This window comes from uncultured Caldilinea sp. (genome assembly GCF_937128415.1).
Taxonomy (GTDB): Bacteria; Chloroflexota; Anaerolineae; order Caldilineales; family Caldilineaceae; genus Caldilinea.
This window is the reverse complement of sequence record NZ_CAKZMJ010000086.1, coordinates 1-25,202: the sequence shown is the minus strand read 5'-3', so window position 1 is coordinate 25,202 and position 25,202 is coordinate 1. Positions and strand designations below refer to the sequence as shown.

Genomic DNA, 25,202 nt, shown 5'->3' with positions numbered 1-25,202 from the left:
GGAGTGATGACGCAAGCCGCGCAATGTTTTTACAAAATCGTCCGGCAATCATTGTAGCTGCGGCTCGTAGCCGCAGCTCTGGTGCGCTTCCGCGGCTCGCTGGAGACGATAACCTTTACGTAAGCATCTTTACGATGCCAGGGCTTTTCCTTCTTCTCACCCCTTCACGCCGCTGTAGCTGATGCCCTCGATAAAGTAGCGCTGGAAGAAGAAAAAGATCATCGCCATCGGCACGGTGGTCAACATCGAACCGGCGAGGAGGGCGTTCCATTGCAGGTTCTGCCCCAACCCGCCGCGCAGGAAGGCCAGACCAAGCGGCAGCGTATAGAGGTCCTGATTGGTCGTGATCACGATCAACGGATGCATGAACTCGTTCCAGCTGCCCTGGAAACTGAAGATGACCAGCGCCACGATGGCCGGCCGCGCCAGCGGCAGCACGATCTGGAAGAACATGCGGAAGCGACCGGCGCCGTCGATGCGCGCGGCCTCCTCGATCTCGCGCGGGATCGCTTCAAAGAACTGCGCCATCAGAAAGATGCCGAAGGCCGTCACCATCTTGGGGATGATCAAGCCGGTGTAGCTGTCGATCATGCCTAGCGTCTTGAGCACGATGAACATCGGAATCAGTTGCACAATGCCGGGGATCATCATCGTGCCGATGATGGCCAGAAAAACGAATCGGCTGCCGGGGAAGGCAATGCGCGTCAGCGAGTAGCCGGCCAGCGCCGAAAAGAGCACGTTTGAAATCGTCACCGTCGCTGCGATGAAAAAGCTGTTGAACGCCCAACGCCCAACGTTGAGCGCGAACATGCGCTGATAGCCTTCCAGCGTGAAGGTCTGCGGAATCAGCGCCACCGGCCGCTCGTTGATCTCCGGCAGCGTCTTGAAGCTGGTCGAGATCGCCAACACGAACGGATAGAGGAACACCAGTGCAATCAGGAAAAGCAACGCGTAGGAGAGCACCAGGCGGATGTTCTCGCGCAGGCGGCTCTCTCGACGGACGGCGGTGGGAGCGGAGGTTGTCATCGAGGCGGCCATCGTCTTACTCCTTCTTTCCCTCGGTGATGCGACGCTGCACCAGGGTGAGGGTGAAAATGATGATGAAGAGCAGCAGCGCGATCGCCGCCGCCAGCCCCATCTGCGAGTTGGTGAAACCGTTGCGATAGACCAGATAGGCTACGGTCAGCGTCGTCTTGGCCGGGCCGCCCGCGCTCATGACGTAAACCTGATCGAAGACCTGGAAGGTGCCGATCAAGCCGAGGGTCACGACGAAAAAGAGCGTCGGCCGCAGCAACGGCAGCGTGACGCTGAAGAAAATCTGGCGGCCATTGGCGCCGTCGATCTCGGCGGCTTCGTAGACTTCCCTCGGCACATCCTGCAGCGCAGCCAGAAAGATCACCATCATCGTGCCGATCGTCGTCCAGGTGTTGAGCAACATGATGCCCATCAAAGCTACGCTGGGGCCGCTGATCCAGTCCCACACGGGCAGGCTGAGCACGTTGGCCCGCATCCAGTCCGGCGCCGTCTCCAGCGTCAGTCCAAACCAGCCAAAGATGATATGAAAGAGGCCGCGCGGGTCGGCCATCCACGCGATCGGCTGCCATAGCCCAAAGGTGATTGTTTGCAACACCTGGTTGACCAGCCCGTTCCTCTGATAGAGAAACAGGAACAACATGCTGATCGCAATCGATGAGGTGATCGATGGGAAGTAATAGGCCGTGCGAAAGAAACCTTTGAAGCGCAACCGCCGTTGATTGACCACGACCGCCAGCAACAAGGCCAGCGCCGTCTGCATCGGCACAACGCCCAGCGAAAAGTACGCCGTATTCTTGAGCGCCTTAAAAAAATCGGCGCGGCGGATGCCATCCTCCAGCAGAAGCACGCGAAAGTTCTCTGCGCCGATGAAGCGCGCTTCGGTGGGCGGGCTGATGCCGTTCCAGTCGGTGAAGCTAAAGTAGACGGCGAAGAAGATCGGGATGAAAACGAAGAAGGCGAACAGGAACAAAGCCGGCGTCATAAAGAGCCAGCCCGCTATGGCGTCCTGTCGGTCCTGCTGTTTGATGCCGGTTGCCATTGTCCACCTCGTGCTTTGAAAGCGAGGAACGAGAGAGGGGAAGCGAGTCTCTCCCCTCTCTCTCCTCTTATCTCACCGCGCCAGCACCTGTTCGCCGACAGACTGCGCCTCTTCCAGCACCTGTTGCGGCGTCTTCAGGCCGCTGAAGGCCTCCTGCAGGCCGGAGTTGATCGTGTCCAACACATCGGCGAAGCCGGGGCGGAACTGCCACTTGCGAGCGTACTCGGCGCCGTTCAAGAAGGGCTCCAGCTCCGGATACATGGCCAGCCACCCTTCGCGCAGGCTCTGCCGCGTCGGCATGGCCAGGCCGAGATCCGTCCACGCCTTCATGCCCACGGGGCCGGTCAGGTAATCCACGACTTTGGTGGCGGCTTCGGTGTTGCGACCGTTGGCGGCCACGCCATAGCAGACGGTGAAGGCCATCGTCGCTTTGCCGGCCGGGCCGGACGGCAGCTCGGTGACGCCGTAGTTGAGATTCGGGAACTGATCCTTGAGATAGGGCACGATCCAGTTGCCTTCCATGGTCATGGCGGCGCGCGCTTTGCCGAACGCCTCGCCGGGCCAGCCGCTGTCCAGGTCGGAGGCCGGCGCTGCGACGCCGTCGCGCACCAGGCCGACGTAGAACTCCATGGCGGTCAGCGCTTCCGGCGTGTTCAGCGTCATGGCGCTGAAGTCCGGCGTCGTCACCTCGCCGCCCGCCTGGTAGAGGAAGGCGATCCAGCGGGCGAAGTCCGGGTTGATGGCGAAGCCGACCACGCCGGCGTCCTTGTCGGTCAACGCCTCCGCCGCCGCGCGCAGGTCCTCCCACGTCCAGTCCGCCGTCGGATGAGCGAGGCCGGCGGCGTCGAAGAGGTCGATGTTGTATTCGAGCGCCAGCGTGCTGAAGTCCTTAGGCGGGCAATAGAAGACGCCGTCCACGGTGAAGGCGTCGCGCAGCGAAGGATAGAAATCATCGACGTTGGTCATTTGGTCGCCGATGGGCAGGAGCGCGCCGGCCGCAGCCAGGTCGGGCAAACGGAAGCTGTCAACGTAGAAGATGTCGGGCGGCGCGCCGCCGGCCAGCGACGTTTGCAGCTTGGTGTCGTAGTCCGGCACCAGGTTGAGCGTGACCTGAATGTCCGGGTTGGCGGCGTTCCAGCCATCGACCACCTCCTGCAGGCGCACGTTCTCGGCGTCGGAGCTGGCCCACCCCATCAGTTGCAGGTTGATCACGCCCGGCGCCGCCGGTTGTTCCGCCGCAGCCGGCGGCTGTGCAGCGGGCGCAGCCGGTTGCGCCGGACACGCGGCAAGAACCAGCGCCACTGCCAACAGTACAGAGAACAGGGCAAGATGCTTGGCTTTCATAATGTGTCTCCTGTTTGAACAAAGGAACTTCGGGAAATCAGGGAACGCTAGGGAGCAAATGGTTTTTCAGCCTCTTCAACCTTCTCCTTTCGTTGCAATTCAAATGCACAGACGTCAACGCATTGCGGACAATCTTGCCAGGGTGGTTTTATGGCCGAACCGTTGCCACACCCTCGCCCTGCCGCAGGTCAAAGCCATAGCGCTTTCCGTGCACCTTCACAGCGAAGGCCAGACGCTTCCAATGAGGCGGCAGCTGCGGGGCGACGGCGACTTCGCCCGCCTTCGTCAGGTGCAGCCCGGCGAAGCCGAACGCCAGCGCCTGCCACACGCCGCCCGCCGACGCCGCATGGATGCCCTCATGGGTGTTGCCGCGCACATCCTCGATGTCGACCAGCGCCGCGCGCATGAAGTGCGTATACGCCTCCTCCGGCATGCCCAGCCGCGCGGCCAGCCAGGCATGGATGGCCGGCCCCAGCGAAGAGCCATAGGTGTGATCGGTGCGCGGGCAGTAGTAATCCCAGTTGACGCGCAGCGCTTCCTCAGAGAAGTGCTCCGGCAACAGTGCAAAGAGCAACAACACATCAGGCTGCTTGAGCACCTGATGTGCGTTGGCGCCCTCGATGCCCAGCAGCGCCTGCATCGACTTCGTGCGGTTGGCGAAGGCCGGCCAGTCGACTTCCTGGAGACGGAAAAAGCCCTCGAACTGCTCGATCAGGCCGGTGTCGGGGTCCTGGAGCAGCACCAGGTTGTCGGCGATGTGACGCCAGCGCGCCAACCGCTCCTGGGATAACTCTAAAGACTTTTCCAGATGGGCGGCGCGCGTCGGCGCGTGCACATGCAGCCAGTCGAGCAGCTCGATGGCGGTGCGCAAGTGCCAACGCACCATGGCGTTGGTGAAGGCGTTGTTGTCGACGTGCTCGTGGTATTCGTCCGGGCCGATCACGTCGGAGATCGAGTACTGTCCTGGCGCAGGGCGATCCGGCTCGACGCGGCTTTCCCAGAAACGCGCGCTCTCCAGAAGAATCTGTGCGCCGGGGCCGGCCATGAACTCGTCGTCGCCGGTGACGCGCCAGTACTGATGGATGGCGTAGGCGATGTCGGCGGTGATGTGCAGCTCGATGTCGCCGCACCAAATGCGGATCAGCTCTTCGCCTTTAGGGCCGGGCACCCAGCGCGGCGTCACCTCCTCGCCGGTCTCGGCGCTTTCCCACGGATATTGCGCGCCCTGGTGGCCGTTGTCGCGCGCTTTTTTGCGCGCGCCCTCGATGGTGTGCCAGCGATACATGAGCAGGTTGCGCGCCAGCTTCGGCTGCGTATAAATGAAAAAGGGCAGGATGAAGGTCTCGGTGTCCCAGAAGACATGGCCGCGGTAGCCGAAGCCGCTGAGCGACTTGGCGGCGATGCTGACGCGCTCATCCTGCGCAGCGGCGATGCGCAACTGGAAAAGCCCATGGCGCACTCCGCGCTGCGCGGCGTCGTCGCCTTCGATCACGACGTCGCTCTCCGCCCAGAATTCGGCCAGCGCCGCTCTGGCGCTTGCGTACAGGCCGGTGTAGCCCCCTTCGCCGAGTTCGGACGCCTTCGCCAGCGCCGCAGCCAGCGGGTCCGCAGCGTCGCGGTCGGTGTAGATTGCGACCAGCTTTTCGATCCCCCAGCTCTGGTGAACGTCGAGCCGCTGCGTCATCTCGAACGAAGGGTTGTGGGGCGCATCATAATACTGCATCGGCGCCGCAGCGCCGCTCTGCCGCACCGTCATGGCCTCGACCAGCGTCTTGTGCGTGCGCCGGGTCTCGCCGCAGAGATAGGCGACGCCCGCACGCTCACCCTGCTCCAGGTTGCGCCAGTGCAGCAGACCATCATTTTCGACCATCCCGTCGATGCGAGCGCGCACGCGCACCGTCACCGGCCGGTCGAGCGGCGTCACGTCGACGCGTAGAGCTGCGCCGTTCGGCTCGCCCACGCTGGCGACGCGGCGGAAGCTTAACTCCACGGTGGCGCCGGCCGGCGTCGTCCAGTACAGATGGCGGCGCAGCTCGCCGCTGCGAAGGTCGAGACGACGGCTGTAGAGCTGAATCGACCCGCGGTCCATGCGGAAGGGCTCGCCGTCGATCCAGAGTTCAAAGGCGGTCCAGTCGAAGGCGTTGGCCAGCTCGGTGTAGACGATCGGCGCGTCATCCCACAGGCCGTGGATGAGCGTCGCGGGCTGATCGCCGGGGAAGCGCTCTTCCAGACTGCCGCGCACGCCCAGTTTGCCGTTGCCGATGGTGAGTGCACTTTCCCAACGTCGCTGCTGCGCAGGGGCGAAGCCCGGCTCCGCCACCGACCACGTGGCGGCATAGAGAAGCTGCGCCAGCGTCACGCCGTCGAGATTGGGAAGCACCCGATCGGCGGCGCCCACGCGCTCAACCGGCCCCAATCCCACCGTGACCATGCCGGCGCGGCGCGCACCTTCGACGCCCGACTCGGCGTCCTCCACCACCAGGCACTCCCAGGGCTGAACGCCCAGTCGCTCCGCCGCCAGGAGAAAGAGGTCGGGCGCAGGCTTGGGGCGATTGCGGCCAGGAGGAGCGTCCGCCTCCGGGCCGGCGATCACGACGTCGAAACGATCGGCGATCTGCAGGCGCTCGAGCACGATGGGCGTGTTGTGGCTGGCGGAGACGATCGCCATCTTGAGGCCGGCGGCGCGAATCTCCTCCAGCAGAGCGGGCACGCCCGGCAGGAGATCGTTTGGCGTCAGTTGTTGGAGAAGCTGCTGATAGTGGCGATTTTTGCGCTCGAGCCAGGCTTCCTCCTGCTCCGGCGAAAGCGTGCGGCCGTCGAGCAGCAGGCGCAGCGACTCGCGCCGCGACACTCCACGCAACTTTTCGTTCGCCGCGCGATCGAACGGGATGCCTTCGGCGTCGGCCAGCGCCTGCCACGCCTGGTAGTGAAATTCGGCGGTGTCGGTGATCACGCCGTCCAGATCAAATAAGATTGCGCGAATTGCCTGGGACACAAACTCTCTTCCTTTTCCTGATCTTCGATTTCCTGATTCGCTGATTTCTCTGTCACCTTTCGCCTCTCACGCTCGACGCCCGCACGATCAACCTGGGCGGCAAGATCACCTGCTTCGGCTCCGGCTCACGGCCGTGAATGCGCTCGATCAACATGGCGACCAGCCGTTGCGCAACCTGCTGGAGCGGCTGTCGCAGCGAAGTGAGCGGGGGCGACAGATATTGCACGCCCGGCGCGTCGTCAAAGCCGGTCACGCCGAAGTCCGGCCCCACGCGCAGACCGGCGTCCATCGCCGCGCGCATGGCGCCGATGGCGAGCGTATCGTCGAGGGCGACGACGGCGGTCGGACGGCGCTCTGCAGACAACTGCAGCCAGCGCTGCACCGCCGTGTAGCCCGCCTGAAAGGAGCTCTCGCTGCGATGCACCCATGCAGGGTCAACGTCGAGGCCTGCCTGCTGCATCGCCGCATAGTAGCCTTCCATGCGGTCGGCGCCCACGCGCGAGTGATCGGGCCAGGCCAGCAAGGCGATCGCTCGATGCCCCTGCTCGATCAGATGCTCGGTCGCCATGCGAATGCCGGCGCAACCATCGACGTCGACGAAGGGGAAGTCCCACTCCGGGTTGGATCGGCCAAAGGCCGCAAACGGAAACGCTTCATCGATCAACAGGCGGATGCGCGGGTCATCGTAGTTCGTGCTGGCGACGATGAAACCGTCGACGCGGCCGGAGCGCATCAGTTGCTTATAGACGTCGACCTGCTCAATGACAGGCGGATGGGGGAAGAGCATCAGATGATAGCCGTGCGCCTCGGCTGCGCCCACCACGCTGGTGAGGAACTGGTCGAGGATGGGGTTGCCGCGGTCCGGCGGATTGGGCGCCCAGGTGTAGCCGATCAAGCCGGTGGCGCTCTTGCGCAGCCCACGCGCCGTGACGTTGACGCGGTAGCCCAGTTCTTCGATGGCTTTCCAGATCTGCGCCTCCGTCTCCGGCGAGACGCTGCCGTTGCCGTTGATGACTTTGGAGACGGTCTGGTAGCTGACGCCGGCGCGCGCGGCGACATCTTTGAGCGTGACGCGTTCGGGCATAGGTCGGTTGATGCAAACTTCTGGAACTACAACGTTTAGGCGAACGTTCGGGCGAACGTTCGCCTTCTATCATAGAGGAGATTTGCCTCCGTGTCAAGAGGGAATTTTTCCGTCTTTTCATAAACAAAAACACAGAGGCGCACGGGGTCGTGCGCCTCTGTAGCGGTTGATGTTTGGCCTAAGGCTTCAAACGGAGCTTCGTCAGCGGATCGCCAGGTTGCCGCCGCCGATCAGCTGCTCCACCGTCTGCGCGCCATTCCAGCGGCTGGAGAACCAGAGTTGGCCGGCGCCGTTGCGGATCGTGATTCCGATCAGGTCTTTGGTTCCATCCCCGTAGTCGCTCATCGTGATCTGCAACGTGTAGTTGCCGGGGATAGGAGCCGGCGCCGTTGGGTCTGTGATGTCCGTGATGGTGGCCGCGCCGCTCAGGCTGGCCGTTCCGGGTTTTGAGCCGGAGCGCGTTTTCGCCGTGAGCGCGTCAATGGCGTTGCTGCGGATTTGATAGGTGCGGCCGCTGCTCACCACGGTGACATTGACGCCGCCGGGGAAGAAGGCGCCGCTCTTGGCGGTTCTGACGCCGAAGCCCCAGTTGGTGCACAGGCCGGCGTCGCCCGCCGCAGCGCCGGCGGAAGCCTGATTGGTGAGATAGCCGCCGCCCACCACAAAGCCGGAAAGCGGCTTCGCCACAGTTACAATGGCGTTTTCCTCCGAGGCGTTGCGGACGTAGTTGCCGCCCACCACGATGCCGACGGTGAACTGGACGCTGTCCGCGCCGCCGATGTCGGCCGTCCAGGTGCAGCTTGCAGCGCCTGCCCTCGGGTTGCGCGAGTTGTGCAACTGAATCGGTCCGGCGGTGCAGAGCACGGCGTTGTTGGCGTCGCGGTTGACGAAAGTGACGGTCGCCGTGCGAATGTCGCCGCCGTGCTGGTCATAGGCAGGATCGCCGGGCAGGTCGGTGATGTCTTGGATGGACGCCGCCAGATAGACGCTGACTTTGTTGGACGACGGGCTGCTCGTCAGGATGAACTGAAGCCCCGAGTAGAGGGCGCGTGCATCTTCGGGCGTCACCACCAGTGAACCGCCAGCGTAATTGAACTCGTAGTTCGCAGCGCTGAGAGTTGCGTTCGTGCATGCGATGGGATAGACGCCGGGCGGGCTGGTTGGAGTGGCGGCGGTGGTGCAGCTTGGGCTGCCGCTGATGACCGCTGCGGTGTCGTTGTACTGGAATCCGCTGAACTGGAAGCTGTACACGATCGGATCGCTGTACTGCTTCGTGGTGTCGGCCGTGTAGTTGAGCGTCGCCTTGTGGATCTGGATGCTCGTTTCGGCGAACGTGGCGCCAAACCCCGGCGAAGCGAAGGTGGAGCCGCGCACGATGCACTCGCCTGCGTTTAAGATCGTCACCACGTTTCCGCTGACGGCGCAGACGGTGGGCGTTTGCGAGGTGAGCGTCACCGTCTGGCCGGTCGAGGCGACGACGCCGATCTCGAAGGGAGCGTCGCCATAGGTCTTGCTGGCCGGCGCCGAAAATTCGATGTTCGCCAGCTTTTCGACCTTGAAGTAGGCTTCGCGCACTTCAGAGACGTTGCCTTTGATGTCCTTGGCGATCCACTTCACCGTCGTGTTTTGGGTGAAGAGGAAGACCTGCCCCGGCCGCCGCGGCCCCTGCGCCTCCCAGGTGGTGGAGGAGAGCGTCGGCTCCGAGCCGTCGAGCGTGTAGTAGATGATGGCCGGCTCGTTCACATAGCGGAAGGTGGCGCGGATCGGATCCTCCGACTCGCCGCCGTTCGGCACCAGCTCCGCCACGGGCGGCTCGTTGTCGAAGGCGTACTGAAGCGCAGTCTCAAGCAGGCCATAGTTGCCGGAGGCGAACTCCAACACCTCGAACTTGCCTTCGGTGGCGTAGTTGGGTTGGAAGCCCACAGCGGTCTGCTGAACACCGGTCGTAGTGGAGACGAAGAGATCGGCGCCCGCCTCGAAGCTGTAGGCGATGATGTCCTTGCGGTACCAGTGATCGTCGGCGCTGTTTCCCGCCGCCGAATAGAGCACGTCGGCGACCGGGCCGGTGCGCTCCGGCAGCACCACAGTGCCGCGGATCTCCTTGATGCGGTTGAGCACCAGATTGGCGCCGGCGAAGAAGTAGGCCTCGACCCCGATGTTGGGCCGCGGCAGCGTGACGCGGCCACTCGTGATGTAGGCGCCGGGCGACCACATGTAATACCCGCCGTAGGTGTGGATGTTCATGGAGAACTTGATATTCTCGAAGGTGTCGACGATCCACTTCTCGTTCAGATTTTCCGGCTCCGAATACTTGGCGGGGCCGGCGTAAGTCTCGCTCGTGCAGCTCAGCGAAGCGCCGGCGTAGCCATCGTAGATGGAGCCGACGCCGTTGTTGCGATTGTTGTCGACGCCCCAGGAGTTGCGGCTGGCCGGCATGCCGCTGGTCGCCGTCACGGGGCAGTAGCGCGTCATGTTTTTGCGCTGGCTGTTGGAGTCGTACATCGAGTAATGGCCGCCGTCCGGGTTGTAGGAGGGCATGATAAAGATGTCCAGGTTGTCCACCATCGTCTTGGTCGTCGGATCGATGGCGTAGTTGCGCAGCAGACGCTCGGCGGTTTCGAGACAGACGAGCGGCGTCACCCATTCGCGGGCGTGCTGCTGGCAGAAGAAGAAGACGCCGATCTTAGAGCCGTCGCGATGTTTGCCGATGCGAATGGCCTGCACCTGGAAGGGGCCGCGCTGAACATGTGGAGGAGCGTTGAGACCGTCGGTCAGCGTCACCAGCGAACGCGCCACCACGACGCCGGTTCCGGCGTTGCCTCCGTAGGTGTAGGCGGTGACCAGGGCGCTGGCCTCCGGATGGGCGTTGATGGCCGCCACCACCTGCGCCGCCGTGCTGATCAGGGCGCCGGTGGCGTTCGTCGCCAGCCACACGGTGATGCGATTGCCGTTGACGGCGACGGTCAGCGGCTGATTGGGCGCGCCGGGGTTGAGGAATTCGGCCTGAATCTGATTGCCCCCCTCATGTCCCCACGCCTTGGACTCCAGATAGACGGCGCGCGCGGCGCTGCCCGGCGTCCCCAGGATGTTCGTGTTCGTGTCCATGACGGCCATCGCCTTGCGTTGATAGCCGTTCGTGAGGTAGGGGAGGTTGATGATCTCCGCTAAGTCAGGGAATTCGTTGGCCAGGGCGTTGATGCGTTGATGGACTTCGGTCGGGTCCATGTAGCGCGTGGTGAAGTCCATCAAGTAGCCGTCGGCCAGCGGGGGCAGGCCGCCCGCCACCCACTCGTTCACCGGGGCTTCGGCGGCTGCGCCTGTGCTGGAGGCCACCCGCACCATGGCAGGCACCGGCTCTGTGCTGCCTGCCGCGCCGACGCGCAGCAGGACGCGATGGTACATGTATTGTCCGGCGTCGGTGAACCTGGACATCGTCGTGGCGGAGCCGTAGCCGCCGTCCTCCGTGCGCCACGCCACAGCCAACGTGGGGCCGCCGGTCGCCGTGCCCAGCGCAGTATGGGCTGCCACCGCCAGAAAACGACCGGCGTAATTCGTGAAGTAGTCGACGCGCATGATTGTGATTTCGCCGCCGGGGTCGAAGTTGGCGGCGCCCACCATCTCGCTTTCGGCTGCGCTCAGGGCGGCGCGTTCGGCTTCGATGGCAGCCTCGCGCTCGGCGCGCACTGCCTCCCAGGTGGAACGGTCTTCGATGGTGGCGCCGGCCGGGAAGCCCATCGATTCATAAAGGGCGCGCTCGCTGGGCGTCACAAAGGCGTTGATGGTGATCGTACCGTCGGGGTTGTCGCGCACGTATTCGGCCAGGTCTGCGCCCAAATCGAGAAGCTGATCGATCGCCGCGCGATTGGGCAGTTGAAATTCAACCAGCGCCACTTCTTCATATTCGGGTTCGACATAGGCGCTTGGGTTCAATTCAGCGGCTGCATCGTCCTGAAGGGTCGGCCCACTTTGCAAAGCGGTTGAAATCAAAGGAACGAAAACATGATTCCCGGGTGCAGCGTCGCCGCCTTCGCCCTCAGCCGCCTGCTCGATGTCGGATGGCCCTCGAGCGACGGCGTAAGCGGGTTGCACCGTCGATGCGAACAGAGAAAACACAAAGAAGCTCAACAACAGCGCCGATAACGCGCCTCGCCGGAATCGACGTCGCCTGTATTTTGCACAGGCGTTTCGGATGAGGTTTGGGTTCATCGCTTTCTCCTTGAATGGGTGGGTCGGTTATGAAGCAAGGCTACACAGGGTCAAAGAAGCACAAAGAACGAAACTACCTGCGACATGACTTGCCCTGCCCTGGCGTCCTACAGCAAGGCGAGATCACGCGCGTGAGCGCCCCTGGGGGGTTCAACCGTCCATCGCCCCTCCTTCAGTTATTCAGTCAAAAGTTCAGTAAATTTTTTAATGGGGAATGCACTAATTGTCCCGAAGAGACCATTCAATTTTAGTCCATTCCAAAATCCTTTGCAAATCTAACTTTTCACCGTCAAATCGCCTAACCCTCTCTAAATTCCTTCTCACGCAGCGGCGTGCAAGTTAAGATGAAGCAGGCAAAATGAAAACTTTCATCGTCTGCAGGCACGCATGGAGATAGGCCTTTCCCTTGCGTCGTTTTACAATGGGAGCAACGGTTGGAGGGGCCGTTGTTGAGGAACCAACACCGCATTTGCACGTCAAGTCACCGGAGAGATCGCGTTATGTCACTCACCTACCATTCCGCCATGCGCGGCATTCTGTTCACCGACCAATATCAGCTCACCATGGCGCAGCTCTATTTTCGGCTCGGCCTGCACGAGTTGGAGGTGCAGTTCGACCATTTTTATCGGCGCAATCCCGACTACGATCAGCACCAGGCCGGCTACTGCATCAACGCCGGGCTGGAGTGGTTCCTGGACTGGATGCTGAAAGCGCACTTCCGCGAGCAGGAGCTGGAGTATCTGCGCAACCATCGCAACAACCTGGGCAATCGCATCTTCGCCGACGACTTTCTCGACTATCTGCGCAAGCACGGCGACTTCAGCGCGCTGAGCATCCACGCCATACCCGAAGGTCGCGTCGTCCATCCCAACACGCCGCTGACGGTGGTGCGCGGGCCGATGGCGATGGCGCAGATCATCGAGACGCCTCTGCTCAACAAGCTCAACTATCAGACGCTGGTCGCCACCAAGGCCTCTCGCCTGGTGGAGGCCAGCCGCGGCGGCGTGATCCTGGAGTTCGGGCTGCGCCGCGCCCAGGGCGAAGGCGCCAACGACGGCACGCGCGCGGCGCTCATCGGCGGCGCGCACTTCAGCTCCAACGTCGGCGTCTCTCACGTGCTCGGCCTGCCGCCGAAGGGGACGCACGCCCACAGCATGGTGCAACTGATGATGGCGCTGGGCGAAGGGGAGCTAGGGGCGTTTCGCGCCTACGCCGAGCTGTACCCCGACGACTGCCTTTTGCTCGTCGACACGGTGGACACCTTGCACTCCGGCGTGCCCAACGCCATCAAAGTCTTCGAGGAGCTGCGACGGAAAGGACATCGCCCTCTCGGCATTCGCCTTGATTCGGGCGACCAGGCCTACCTGAGCATCCAGGCGGCCAAGATGCTCGACGCCGCCGGCTTTGAAGACACCGTGATCGTGCTCTCCAGCGACCTGGACGAGCTGGTGATCTGGCAGATCATTACGCAGATTCAGCACGAGGCCCCGCGCTACGGCGTGGACGCCGACCGCCTGATCAAACGGCTCGTCTACGGCGTCGGCACGCGGCTGATCACCTCGTGGGGCGAGCCGGCGTTGGGCGGGGTCTACAAGCTGGTGGCGGTGCGCAGAAACGGCGGTTGGAGCTCGGCGATCAAGATTTCCGAATCCCCTTCCAAGACGCCGACGCCTGGCGTCAAGCGCATCTGGCGCATCTACGATGAACGACAAAAGGCGACCGCCGACCTGCTGACGTTGGAGGATGAGCAGATCGATCCGACGGCGCCCCTTGTGCTGCGCCACCCCAGCGATCACACCAAGTTCCGCACGCTGCAGCCAGAACAGATCAGCCGCATCGAGCCGCTGCATGTGGAAGTTTTGCGCCAGGGCAAGCTCGTCTATGAGCTGCCGCCTCTGGAAGCGATCCGCCGCCGCCGCGCCGAGGATGTTGAGGCGCTCGACCCCGGCGTGCGCCGCCTCGTCAATCCGCATATTTACCACGTCTCGCTCAGCCAGAAGCTGTGGGACTTGAAGCAGGCGCTGATTGAAGAGGCGCTCCGCGAAAACATCCATTGACGTCTTTGGCTGACAGGCGGCGCTCCCTGTCGAGGAGGCTGGATGCGTTGGAGAACGGCGTCAGGCGGTGGATGAAAAAAGTGACGGGGGTCGAAGGCGCGCCTCCGACCCCCGCTGCAACAGGGAAAGCGATTGACCCCAAGCGTTAACCGGTCACGCGCGCCAAGACGTCGCTGACATCCATCAGCAGGAAGGTGTCGCCCTTGTAGCTGACCTCCGTGCCCGAGTACTTGGCGAAAAGCACCTTGTCGTTCACCTGCAGCTTGATCTCCTCATCGTCGCCGACGGCGATGACAACGCCAAGCTGCGGCTTCTCCTTGGCCGTCTCCGGCAAATAGAGGCCGCTGCTGGTGCGGTCTTCCTGCTCAATCGGCTTGAGCAGCACGCGGGCGCCAAGCGGTTGGATGCCAGGGTTGTTTCCGTTTGCGTTCATAGTCGCTTCTCTCCTTACGCTTTCTTTTATTTAATTCCCAACAGCTGATTGATTTTAGGTCGGTCGAAGCCGACGACAATTTTACCGCCGATGTCGATCACCGGCACGCCCTGCTGACCGGAGCGCCGCACCATATCGCGTGCAGCCGCCGGGTCTTTGCTGACGTCAACGTCCTTGAACTTAATGCCCTTCTGACGAAAGTAGCTCTTGGCTGCGTTGCAGAAGGAGCAGGTCGGCGTGGTGAAGATGATGACTTTCGGTTGTGGTTTGATCTCGCTCATGGTCGATCCTTTCTTCGCAATAGCATTGTTCGTGAGGTTAGATGCAAGCTGGACGCGCAAGGTTACAACAAGAAGGATGGTCAAAGTGAGTGATTTTTCATCTGTTGACACAACCCAGCGAAAGCGCTATTATCGTAGATAACGATTTCCGGAGAAACAAAAATAAAATCACAAGGGTGGTTGCGTAACATTTCGCCAAGTTGCGCACCCGCAAGCGCTTCGACAGCTTCGATATCAATTCGGCTATTGAAAAGACAGAGTGCACTGCATGGTGCGCTTGTTGCACAGCATACACCGGCGGGCGCTGTTACGACGGTTCGTTGGCGTTATCCATCCATCATTTTTCACACAATTTTTACACGGAGGTCATCCCATGATACGCCATTTTCACATCCCTCTTTGGCTTGTTGTACTCGGGATACTGGCATTGACGCTCAGCGCGTGCACTGCTGTGGCCCCAGCGCCGGCCGCACAGGCGCCGGCCGCCGCCACGGAAGCGCCCGCCGCCGAAGCCCCCACCGTGGCCCTCATCTACGGCGTGCGCGGCGACGGTTTCTACATCACCATGGAGGCGGGCGCCCGCGCCAAAGCGCAGGAACTCGGCGTCAATTTCTTCGCCGATGGTCCGGCGCAGTTCCAGCCCACTTTGCAAGTGCCGATTCTGGACGCCGTCATCGCCCAACGGCCAGACGCCATCTGCATTGCAGCCACAGATCGTCAGGCGTTGATCGAGCCCATGCGCCGCGCCCATGACGCCGGCATCCACATGATCAGCGTCGACACCTTTATCGGCGACACCGGCGGCGACTACACGGCGCCGGAGCTGAACTGGATGCTCTCGTACATCGGCTCGGATAACGTACAGGGCGGCGAAATCGGCTGCTCGGCCATCATCGAAGCGATGGGTGGATCGGGCAAGTTTTACATTCAAACGACGCAGCCCGGCGTCAGCACCGTCGAGCAGCGCGTCGAGGGGTGCATGAAGGCTATCGAGGCCACCAACGGCGCAGTGCAACTGATCGGCATGGATTACAACGACGATAACGCCGCCAAGGCGGCGGAGCAGACCGCCGCTGTGCTGTCCGCCCATCCAGACTTGGGCGGCATCTTCGGCACCAACCTTTTCAGCGCGCGCGGGGCTGCGCAGGCGGTCGCCAATGCCGGGCTGACGGGCGTCGTCAAGGTCGCCAACTTCGACGCGCCGGAGGACGCGATCGTGGCGCTGCGCGAAAACGTGGTCGACATCGTCATCGCCCAGCATCCGTATGAGATGGGTGAAAAATGCATTGAATTTGCAGTGGCGGCGGTCAACGGCAATTTTGACGCCATTCCCAAACGCTATCCAACCGGCTACACCATCATCACACGCGAGAACGTAGACACCGAAGAGGCGCAACGCTCCATCTATAAGAGCGAATAATCCTCGCCTTTTTGCGCTGGGTCGCTCGCCGGAGGCGACCCAGCGCAAAATTCCACTCAATTGTTCAATGCCGCCTGTTTCAGGTCGCAGTTTGCGGACCTGGCCAATGATAGAGACATTCACGCATGAGACTGCAAACCGTAGAGCTCCGTTCAAGCCGTTTCTGGCTGGATACGCTTAGCAAAATCTGGGCCTGGCTTTTTCTGCTGGGCATGGTGGCCTTCTTTTCCGTCGCCGGCGATGGCTTTTTGACGCCGTTCAACATTCAGGCGATTCTCGCCAACATGGCGATCCTGATGATTATCGCCATCGGTCAGACCTATGTGATCATCTCCGGCGGCATCGACCTTTCGGTGGGCTGGGTGATGGGGATGGCCGCCGTCATCTCGGCGACGGTGATGAACCGCCTGCCGGAATCGTCGCCCTTGTGGCTGGTGGTGCTCAGCGGCCTCTTCGCCGGCCTGCTCGCCGCATGGATCGCCGGACTTGTCAACGGCATTCTCATCGCTCGGTTGAACGTGCCGCCTTTCATCGCAACCCTTGGCATGTTCGGCATCGCCCGCGGCATTGGCTTTCTGCTCTCAGGCGGCATGCCAGTTCCCATCTACGTCAGAGGGTTGGGGTTTCTGGGCAACGGCTTTCTGCTCTACCATCACCCCACCGCCGGATGGTCGTTTCTGTCGCCGCCGCCCGGCCTTGCGCAGGCGGAGCTGCGCAACTTGACCGGCTATTTTCCGTTCGTCGTGATCGTGATGCTGGTGCTCCTTGTCATCGCCCACATCATTCTTTCGCGCACGAAATTCGGCCTCCACACCTATGCGATTGGCGGCAATAAGGAGGCGGCCATGCGCGCCGGCATCCCGGTGGCGCGCCGTTTAGTGGCCATTTATCTGCTTTCGGCTACGTTCGCCGCTATTGCCGGCATTGTCTACAACGTCCGTTTCACCAACGGCGCAGCCAACGCAGGGGAAGCGATGTTGCTCGACACCGTCGCCGCTGTCGTGATCGGCGGGGCGTCGCTCTTTGGCGGCGCCGGCACGGTCATCGGCACGCTGATCGGCGCCCTGATTATCTCGGTGTTGGCGAACGGGCTGGTGATCTTGCGCGTCAACCCGTTCTGGCAGTTCATCGCCGTCGGCATCGTCATCATCATCGCCGTCCTCATCGACCAGGCGCGTGAAAAATTTGCACAGGAATGACGGAAGACAGGGTATGATGGAAAAACAGGATACAGGCGTACAACCGGTGCTTCGAGCCGTCAATCTGACAAAACGCTTCGGCGGACTCGTTGCAGTCAACGACGTCAGCCTGGACATCTATCCGGGCGAAGTGGTGGCCCTGGCCGGCGACAACGGCGCCGGCAAATCGACGTTGATTAAAATGATCTCCGGCGTCTATCGCCCTGATGCAGGCCATATTTACCTGGAAGGGCGGGAGATCACGATGGCGTCGCCACTGGAGGCGCGCAACCTCGGCATCGAAACCATCTATCAGGACCTGGCTCTCTGCGAGAATCTGGACGCCACGGTCAATATCTTCCTGGGCCGCGAGCCCACCAAACGGCTCTTCGGCCTTTTCAAACAGGTTGACCGCAACCTGATGCTGGCCGAATCCAACAAGGTTCTCGACCGCCTGGACATTCACATCCCCAATCTGCGTCGTCCGATTCGCCAGATGTCGGGCGGGCAGCGCCAGGCGGTCGCCATTGCCCGCGCCGTTTATTGGAACGCTAAACTGGTGATCATGGACGAACCTACGGCGGCGCTCGGCGTGCCCGAACAGCGCAAAGTGCATGAGCTGATCCACACGCTCAAGCGTCAGAATGTGCCGGTGATCATCATCAGTCACAACTTACAGGACATCTTCGCCGTCGCCGATCGCATCGTCGTCATGCGCCGCGGCTATAAGGTCGGGGATGTGCTCGCCAGCGAGGTCACCGACGACGATCTGGTGGCGATGATGGTCGGATCCGCCTGATCGCCGACTGTTTTTGCTTCGCCTTTCGGAGTTCGGCGCAGATTCATTCCGGTCAAGATTTGCAAGGGTCACAAATTGCAAAAGAGGCGTCGTCATGCTAAACTATATCTGTAGGCATGTGGGTCCCTAGCTCAACTGGCAGAGCAGCGGCCTTTTAAGCCGCGGGTTCTGGGTTCGAGTCCCAGGGGGCTCACCTTTCACTCCCAAACAGAACCGCGCTTCCGCGAAGCGCGGTTTTCGTTTCAAAGAAGCGCATTGAAGGGAACGCCGGTGCAGCCTGAGGATTACTTGCATTATGAGGATCGAGACGCCACTGGAGCGACAGGCGAATCTGCTCGACAGCGTGTCGGACGCCATCATCGTCACCGATCCGACCTTCATTGTGCAGGAGTGGAACGCCGCCGCCGAAGCCATCTATGGCTGGACTCGGGCGGAAGTCATCGGGCAATCGCTTATCGGTCTGCTCGGCACGCAATACATCGACTCGAAGCCGGACGAGGCGCTCCAAAAGTTTCTGCAGACAGGCCAGTGGCGTGGGCAGGTGATCCAACGCCACAAGAACGGCGCTCGCCTTCACATCTATGCCTCTGTCAACGCGCTGGTCGACGACGATGGCAATCGCGTCGGCGTCGTGGCAATCAACCGCAACATCACGGCAGAGGTGAATGCACAGAAAGCGCTCTCCAATGTCGAGCGCATCTACCGGCAAGCCATCCGCATTGCAGGCGGCGTTCCCTATCAGCGAGACTACACCGGCGACGGCTATTCGTTTCTGGGCGAGGGCTTTGAAGAGCTGACCGGCTACAGAGCCGATGAGATCACCGGCCCCCTCTTCACGAGTCGGCTGCGGCGCATCGAAGCCTACGGTGAAAACGCCGACCTTCCCCACGACGAGCGCATCCGGCTGGCCCGACAAGGCAAAGGCTTTATCTGGCGCAAAGACTATCTTTTCGAGCGCAAAGATGGCCGATTGATCTGGCTGGCGGATCACGCCGTGCCCGTCTTCGACGATCAGGGCAACATCGTCGGTTCTCTAGGCATCTTGATGGATATTACGGAGCGAAAGCAGGCGGAAGAGGAGCGTCGGCGCTTGCAGGAGCGCATGGCGCAGATCGAGCGACTGGAGAGCATCGGTCAACTGGCCGGCGGCGTTGCCCATGACTTCAACAACATGCTCGCCGTCATTTTGATGCGCAGCGAGATGGCGCTTTTGCAGTTGGACGCGACGTCGCCGATTCGCCATCATTTGCTCGAGATCTATAAGACGGCGCAGCGCGCCGCCGATCTCACGCGTCAGTTGCTTGGCTTCGCCCAACGCCAGCCGATTGAACCTCGCCCGCTCGACCTCAACGCCGCCATCGCAGAGCTGTTGCCGATGGTGCGCAGCCTGCTCGGCGAAGCCATCGAGCTGCGTTGGGAGCCGGCGCCTGATCTGGGGCTCGTTTACATGGACCCGGCCCAGGTTCGACAAATTGTTGTGAACCTTTGCCTGAATGCGCGCGACGCCATTACAGGTCGTGGACAGATTGCGATCACGACGAGAAACACAGTGCTGGACGAAGCGTACGCAGCGCTTCACGCCGATGTTCGACCGGGCGTTTACAGCGCGCTCACCGTCAGCGACACCGGCCATGGCATGACGCCGGAGGTGCTTAAACATATCTTTGAACCCTTCTTCACCACCAAAGCGGTGGGGCGCGGCGTTGGCCTTGGCCTGGCGACCGTCTATGGCATCGTTCAGCAGAACCATGGCCATATTACGGTCTATAGCGCGCCTGACATCGGCACTTCTATTCAAATCTTTTTGCCAACCTATGAGGGAGTTCTCCCACCTGTATCTGAACGCCTGGAGCGCACGCAGATTTCCCCTGGCCAGGGGCGGACCATCCTTCTGGTGGAGGATGAGCCTGCCGTATTGGAGAGTATGAGCGAAGCGCTGCGCGAACTCGGCTATCATGTGCTGACGGCGGAAACCTCTTCCGCCGCTCTCCGCATCGCCGAACAACATCTGGGGAGGATCGACCTCCTGTTGAGCGACGTTGTCATGCCGGAGATGGATGGCCCTACGCTGGCGCGCCGGCTCAGAGAGACCCGACCTACGCTGCGCGTGCTGTTTGCATCCGGGTATTCGCCCCATCTGATTGCGCATCGAGGGCTGACGACGCCAGACGCCCATCTTCTGCGCAAACCTTTTACGATGCAGGAGCTCGCCGGCGCCCTTCAGCAGGCGCTCCCGCCGCCGTCGACGCTCGTCGAAAGTCCTGACTGAATCAGTCGGCGCAGACAGAAAGGAAACCGCACTTGCCACAACGCCTCACCTTTGGCACGCCGCCCAGTCGGCGGTTCGGCTACGGCGACCTGTTTGTGTTGCTTGCGATTGCCGGCGTATTATATTTGGGTCTCCGCTTTGCGTTGACGGCGCCGGGCGAAGTGCGGGGGCCGGAAATTCGGCTCACCTGGACCGCCCTGCCCGGCTACGCAGCGCTCTCCATCGGTCGCATGGCTGCAGCCTACGCGCTTTCGTTTCTGTTCACCATCGTCTATGGCTACGTCGCCGCCTACAATCGCCGGGCGGAGATGGTGATGATGCCGCTGCTCGATGTGTTGCAGAGCGTGCCGATCCTGTCGTTTCTACCCGTCGTCTTGCTCAGCCTGAGCGCGCTTTTGCCGGAAGGCGTCGCCGCCGAGTTCGCCGCCATCGTCCTGATCTTCACCAGTCAGGTCTGGAACATGACCTTCGCCTGGTATCAGTCGCTGACCACGATCAGCAACGACCTGCGCGAAGCCAGCGCCATCTTCCGCTTCAACCGCTGGCTGCGGCTCAAATGGCTGGAGCTGCCCTTCGGCGCCATCAGCCTGATCTGGAACAGCATGATGAGCTGGGCGGGCGGCTGGTTCTTTCTGATGGCCGCCGAAAGCTATACGGTGGGAGAGCGCGACTTTCGCCTGCCCGGATTGGGTTCATTCCTCCAGGCGGCTGCCGGCCAGGGCGACCTCCAGGCGCTCTTCTTGGGCATCGGCGCCCTGGTGCTGGTGGTCGTGGCGCTCGATCAGCTGGTGTGGCGGCCGCTGCTGGCGTGGGCCGACCGCTTCAAGCTGGAGATGGTCGAAGATCAGACGCCGCCCACCTCCTGGTTCTACGATCTGCTGAGCGATTCCAGGCTCATCCAACGCCTGGGCGCTTCTCTCGCCGACTGGAACGAACGCCTGGACGCCTGGCTCATCCACAGATTGAAGCCGCTGGGTATGCCGGAGACGCAGTCCTCGCAGCAATGGACGCTGCTCTCGGTCGGCATGATCGCAGCGCTGGCGGCGGTGGTGGGTTATGGTGGACTGCTGGCCGGACGCATGTTGCTCGAGGTGACGCCGGCGCAGTGGCTCGAACTAGGCGTTGGGCTAGGGGCCACCTTCTTGCGCGTCGCCGTTGCGATGGCGATCGCCCTGGCGTGGACGATCCCCGTCGGCGTGGCCATCGGCTCCAACCAGAGGCTGGCGCGCTGGCTGCAGCCGGTTGTCCAGATCGCGGCCTCCGTGCCTGCGACGGCGCTCTTTCCGGCCTTCTTGTTGATTTTCCTGAACCTGCCGAATGGACTGAACATCGCCGCCATCGTCCTGATGTTGACAGGCACGCAATGGTATTTGCTCTTTAACGTCATCGCCGGCGCTTTGGCAATTCCCCAGGATCTCAAGCACACCGCCGCGTTGCTGCACCTCAAACCGCTGGCGCGCTGGCGCACCCTCACCTTGCCTGCGCTCTTTCCGTACATCGTCACCGGCGCCATCACGGCCAGCGGCGGCGCATGGAACGCCAGCATCGTGGCGGAATATACGGAGTTCGGCGGGCAGGTGCGCAGCGTCATCGGCATCGGCGCCATTATTTCCCACGCCACCGCCAGTGGACAATATGCGTTGCTGCTGGCAGCCACACTTGCAATGATTTTGGCCGTCATCACGATCAACCGTTTGCTCTGGCGCCGGCTCTACGTGCTGGCCGAAGAGCGCTTCCGCATGGAGTGACGTCATGAACAACCCGAATACGCTGGTGCAACTGATCAACGTAGAGCAGCGCTACAGCAGCGGCCGACGCACCTTCACCGCTGTGGAAAACGTCAATTTTACGATGGCGGAGGGCGAGTTTGTGGCGTTGTTAGGGCCATCCGGCTGCGGCAAGAGCACCTTGCTGCGCATCATCACCGGGTTGCAAAAGCCCAGCAGCGGCCGCGTGCTCTACCGGGGTCAACCGTTGACCGGCGTCAACCCGCACGCCACCATCGTTTTTCAAACCTTTGCGCTCTTTCCCTGGTTTTCGGTGCTGGAGAACGTTGAGATTGCGCTGAAAGCGCGCGGCCTGCCGCCGGCGGTGCGGCTGCCGCGCGCCATGGAGCTGATCGACCGCGTGGGGTTGGACGGCTTCGAGAGCGCCTATCCTCGCGAGCTTTCGGGCGGCATGCGGCAGAAGGTCGGCTTTGCGCGCGCCATGGCCGTCGAGCCGGAGCTGCTCTGTCTCGACGAGCCGTTCTCGGCGCTCGACGTGCTCAGCGCCGAGTCGCTGCGCAGCGACCTGATTGAGCTGTGGCTGGAGGGCAAAATTCCCACCAAAGCCATTTTGATGGTGACGCACAACATCGAAGAGGCGATCATGCTGGCCGACCGCATCATCGTCATGGATAAAGGTCCAGGACGCATCGTCGCCGACCTGTCGGTGGGCTTGCCCTATCCGCGACAGCGCAACACGTCCGCCTTTACCGCGCTGGTGGATCGCGTCTATGCACTGTTGGCGGGGCAGACGCAGGCCGAACATATTGAGCTTGGCTCGGCGCCGGGCGAGCCAGGAGCCACGCGGCCGCTGCCTCAGGTTTCCATCAACAACCTCACCGGCCTGCTCGAACACCTCTCCGAGCAGGAGAAAGGGCACGCCGATATTTATCGCCTGCCCGAACGGCTGGGCGTCGATTCAGATGAGCTGTTGCGCCTCATCGAGGCGGCCGAGCTGCTGGGCTTCGTCCATGTTTCCCAAGGCGACGTGGCGCTGACGCCGCTCGGCGACACCTTCGCCGACGCCAGCATCCTGGCGCGCAAGAACATCTTCGCAGTGCGCATCCGCCGCCTGCCGATTTTCAAATGGTTGATCACCCTGTTGCGCGCGTCGGAAAGCCGCAGCCTGGGGTGGGACGTCGTGCGCGCGGCGTTGGAGTTGGAGTTTCCTCCCGACGAGGCCGAACGTCAGCTCGACACCATCGTAGACTGGGGACGTTACGCCGAAGTGCTGGCCTACGACGACGACAAGGCGCTGATCACGCTGGAGCCAGAGGCCGGGGTTTTGGAAAAAACGGGGACGTGACGTATACTTGGCCTGTACAGTGGCTCTGATCGGTGCGGATGCAGAGCCGGTGATGAGGCTCGCCAACCGTTCGGTCGACCGGACTGATAGCCTCTGTATGGCGCCAACCGGACGCCGTGCAGAGGTTTTTTTGTTGCGCCAACGAACTTTCAACGGTTGACGCATTTGCGCAGTATGGGGTAAGAGATGGAACGATTTCTCTATATCTCGATCGGCGCCATCGTCGGCGCAAACGCCCGTTATCTGATCAGCATATGGGCGGCGGAGCGATTCGGCGTCAATTTCCCTTACGGGACGTTCCTGGTGAACGTCATCGGATGCTTCATCATCGGCTTTTTCTTTGGACTGGGCGAGACGCGCATCACGATCACCCCGGAGCTACGGCTGCTTTTCGCCGTCGGCTTTCTGGGAGCGTTTACGACCTTCTCCACTTTTGGCTTTGAAAGCGTTAGCCTGGCGCGCAGCGGCGCGCTCTGGTTTAGCATACTGAATATTTTCGGCACCAATCTCATCGGCCTGCTGGCCGTCATCGGCGGACTGGCCGTCGCTCGCATCCTTGCATAGGCGAAAGGAGGCGCTATGCAACTGACAGGGGAGGTGACCCGAGTCACCATTTACATCGGCGAAAGCGATCGCTATCGCGGCGCCAGCCTCTACATGGCGATCCTCGAATATTTGCGCCGCGAGGGCGCAGCGGGCGCCACGGTGACCCGCGCGCTGGCGGGCTTCGGCGCGCGCAGCCGCATTCACACCTCCAATATCGAGGTGCTTTCCAGCGATCTGCCGATCCGCATCGAATGGATCGACCTGCCTCAACGCGTCGAACGCCTGCTGCCGCAGCTTCAGCAGATGGTCGACGACGGACTCATCGTGCGCGAGCCGGTCACCGTCGTGCACTATTCGATGGGGCGCAGCAAAGACCCGCTTGAACAGCCGGTCTCCTACATCATGCGCGATCTGGATGAAGTGGCCAGCGTGACGACGGACGCTTCGGTGGCGGAGGTGGTGGGGCTGTTGCTGGAGCGCGGCGTGCGCAGCCTGCCCGTGGTGGACGGCGAACGCCGGCTGGTGGGCATCATCACCGACGGCGATCTGCTGCAGCGCGCCGGGTTGACGACGCGCATTGCGCTGCACAAGGAGATGTCGGACGACCAGATTCACGCCCTCCTCGCGGCCTTGCGTCGCTCTCCGCTGACTGCAGGCGAGATCATGACCGCGCCGGTCGTCTCGGTGCGCAACGACGAAACGGTGCGCACGGCCGTGGCGCGCATGGTCAAGCACAATCTCAAGCGCCTGCCGGTGGTCAACGAAGAGGGGCGGCTGATGGGCATGGTGAGCCGCATCGACGTCTTCCGCAGCGTCCAGCTGCATTACGATCGCCAAACGGCCGAAGTCGAGGAACCCAAACCCGGTCGCAGCGTGACGGAGTTGATGTACACCGACGCGCCGACGGTCGGCCCAAACGCCACCCTGGAGGAGATCGTCCGGGCGCTGGAGGCGAGCCGCCGACGTCGCGTCATCGTCGTCGACGACGAGCGCCGCGTGCTCGGCATCATCACCGACGGCGACCTCCTGCGTCGCAGCCAGCAACGCCAACATCCCGGCCTGCTGGAGCGGCTGCGCCGACTCGTCGTCGGCGAACCGGCGGTGGCTCAAGTGTTGCCGTCCGCCGGCGAGCGCGCCGCCGACCTGATGTCCACACCCGTCATCACCATTCATCCCGATGCGCCGCTCGGCGAAGCGCTGCGCCTGATGACCACGCACGCAGTGAAGCGACTGCCGGTCGTGGACGAAGAAGGTCGCCTGCTCGGCCTGTTGGGCCGCGCCAGCGTGCTGCGCGGGCTGATGGAGGCGAATGCAAGCGCGTAGAGGGCAGAGAGGGGGAGCATGAGAGCAAGAGAGCAAGGGAGCATGAGAGCAAGGGAGCATGAGAGCAAGGGAGCATGAGAGCAAGGGAGCATGAGAGCAAGGGAGCATGAGAGCAAGGGAG

Annotated in this window: 17 protein-coding genes and 1 tRNA gene; 10 read left to right on the top strand and 8 right to left on the bottom strand. The window is 62.2% G+C overall.

What is annotated here, in order from left to right; all coding sequences use genetic code 11:
* Window positions 1-156: 156 nt before the first annotated feature.
* The 6 genes from Q0367_RS16855 to Q0367_RS16830 form a co-directional block, all read right to left on the bottom strand.
* Window positions 157-1,038 (bottom strand): carbohydrate ABC transporter permease, encoded by an 882-nt coding sequence (locus Q0367_RS16855; RefSeq protein ID WP_297634401.1) that lies wholly within the window; start codon window positions 1,036-1,038, stop codon window positions 157-159.
* A 4-nt stretch (window positions 1,039-1,042) separates the two neighbouring features.
* Entirely contained in the window at window positions 1,043-2,074 is a 1,032-nt protein-coding gene (locus Q0367_RS16850; protein WP_297634404.1) for a carbohydrate ABC transporter permease, read from the bottom strand.
* Window positions 2,075-2,146: 72 nt separating this feature from the next.
* Window positions 2,147-3,418 (bottom strand): ABC transporter substrate-binding protein, encoded by a 1,272-nt coding sequence (locus Q0367_RS16845; protein WP_298983674.1) that lies wholly within the window; start codon window positions 3,416-3,418, stop codon window positions 2,147-2,149.
* 148 nt (window positions 3,419-3,566) lie between these two features.
* The gene (gene pgmB / locus Q0367_RS16840; RefSeq protein WP_298983672.1) at window positions 3,567-6,413 is read right to left on the bottom strand and encodes a beta-phosphoglucomutase; all 2,847 of its coding nucleotides are present in this window, start codon (window positions 6,411-6,413) and stop codon (window positions 3,567-3,569) included.
* A gap of 52 nt (window positions 6,414-6,465) precedes the next feature.
* Window positions 6,466-7,497, bottom strand: a complete 1,032-nt coding sequence (locus Q0367_RS16835; protein WP_297634414.1) for a LacI family DNA-binding transcriptional regulator — start codon at window positions 7,495-7,497, stop codon at window positions 6,466-6,468.
* A gap of 201 nt (window positions 7,498-7,698) precedes the next feature.
* Window positions 7,699-11,610: a M14 family metallopeptidase gene (locus Q0367_RS16830; protein WP_298983670.1), complete on the bottom strand. Its 3,912-nt coding sequence runs from the start codon at window positions 11,608-11,610 to the stop codon at window positions 7,699-7,701.
* 593 nt (window positions 11,611-12,203) lie between these two features.
* Between Q0367_RS16830 and Q0367_RS16825 the strand changes: the two genes are divergently transcribed.
* Window positions 12,204-13,760: a nicotinate phosphoribosyltransferase gene (locus Q0367_RS16825; RefSeq protein ID WP_297634421.1), complete on the top strand. Its 1,557-nt coding sequence runs from the start codon at window positions 12,204-12,206 to the stop codon at window positions 13,758-13,760.
* A 145-nt stretch (window positions 13,761-13,905) separates the two neighbouring features.
* On the opposite strand, the gene Q0367_RS16820 is transcribed toward Q0367_RS16825, so the two are convergent.
* Window positions 13,906-14,193, bottom strand: coding sequence for a co-chaperone GroES (locus tag Q0367_RS16820; protein ID WP_298983668.1), 288 nt, complete (start codon window positions 14,191-14,193; stop codon window positions 13,906-13,908).
* A gap of 26 nt (window positions 14,194-14,219) precedes the next feature.
* On the bottom strand, window positions 14,220-14,474 hold the full coding sequence (locus Q0367_RS16815) for a Uxx-star family glutaredoxin-like (seleno)protein (RefSeq protein ID WP_297634451.1): 255 nt from the start codon (window positions 14,472-14,474) through the stop codon (window positions 14,220-14,222).
* A gap of 427 nt (window positions 14,475-14,901) precedes the next feature.
* On the opposite strand from Q0367_RS16815, the gene Q0367_RS16810 reads away from it, so the two are divergent.
* The 9 genes from Q0367_RS16810 (at window position 14,902) to Q0367_RS16770 (ending at window position 25,081) form a co-directional block, all read left to right on the top strand.
* Window positions 14,902-15,894: an ABC transporter substrate-binding protein gene (locus Q0367_RS16810; RefSeq protein ID WP_297634454.1), complete on the top strand. Its 993-nt coding sequence runs from the start codon at window positions 14,902-14,904 to the stop codon at window positions 15,892-15,894.
* A gap of 125 nt (window positions 15,895-16,019) precedes the next feature.
* Window positions 16,020-17,093 (top strand): ABC transporter permease, encoded by a 1,074-nt coding sequence (locus tag Q0367_RS16805; RefSeq protein WP_297634457.1) that lies wholly within the window; start codon window positions 16,020-16,022, stop codon window positions 17,091-17,093.
* A 16-nt stretch (window positions 17,094-17,109) separates the two neighbouring features.
* Window positions 17,110-17,871 carry an ATP-binding cassette domain-containing protein gene (locus tag Q0367_RS16800; RefSeq protein ID WP_363325883.1) on the top strand — a complete coding sequence of 254 codons (762 nt, stop codon included), beginning with the start codon at window positions 17,110-17,112 and terminating at the stop codon, window positions 17,869-17,871.
* Window positions 17,872-17,991: 120 nt separating this feature from the next.
* Window positions 17,992-18,064: transfer RNA gene (locus Q0367_RS16795), tRNA-Lys, on the top strand.
* Window positions 18,065-18,166: 102 nt separating this feature from the next.
* Entirely contained in the window at window positions 18,167-20,140 is a 1,974-nt protein-coding gene (locus Q0367_RS16790) for a PAS domain-containing sensor histidine kinase (protein ID WP_298983665.1), read from the top strand.
* A 32-nt stretch (window positions 20,141-20,172) separates the two neighbouring features.
* Window positions 20,173-21,888: an ABC transporter permease subunit gene (locus tag Q0367_RS16785; RefSeq protein WP_297634466.1), complete on the top strand. Its 1,716-nt coding sequence runs from the start codon at window positions 20,173-20,175 to the stop codon at window positions 21,886-21,888.
* 4 nt (window positions 21,889-21,892) lie between these two features.
* Entirely contained in the window at window positions 21,893-23,212 is a 1,320-nt protein-coding gene (locus Q0367_RS16780; protein WP_297634468.1) for a nitrate/sulfonate/bicarbonate ABC transporter ATP-binding protein, read from the top strand.
* 186 nt (window positions 23,213-23,398) lie between these two features.
* Entirely contained in the window at window positions 23,399-23,776 is a 378-nt protein-coding gene (crcB, locus tag Q0367_RS16775; protein ID WP_297634471.1) for a fluoride efflux transporter CrcB, read from the top strand.
* 15 nt (window positions 23,777-23,791) lie between these two features.
* Window positions 23,792-25,081, top strand: coding sequence for a DUF190 domain-containing protein (locus Q0367_RS16770; RefSeq protein WP_297634474.1), 1,290 nt, complete (start codon window positions 23,792-23,794; stop codon window positions 25,079-25,081).
* The last annotated feature ends 121 nt before the right edge of the window (window positions 25,082-25,202 follow it).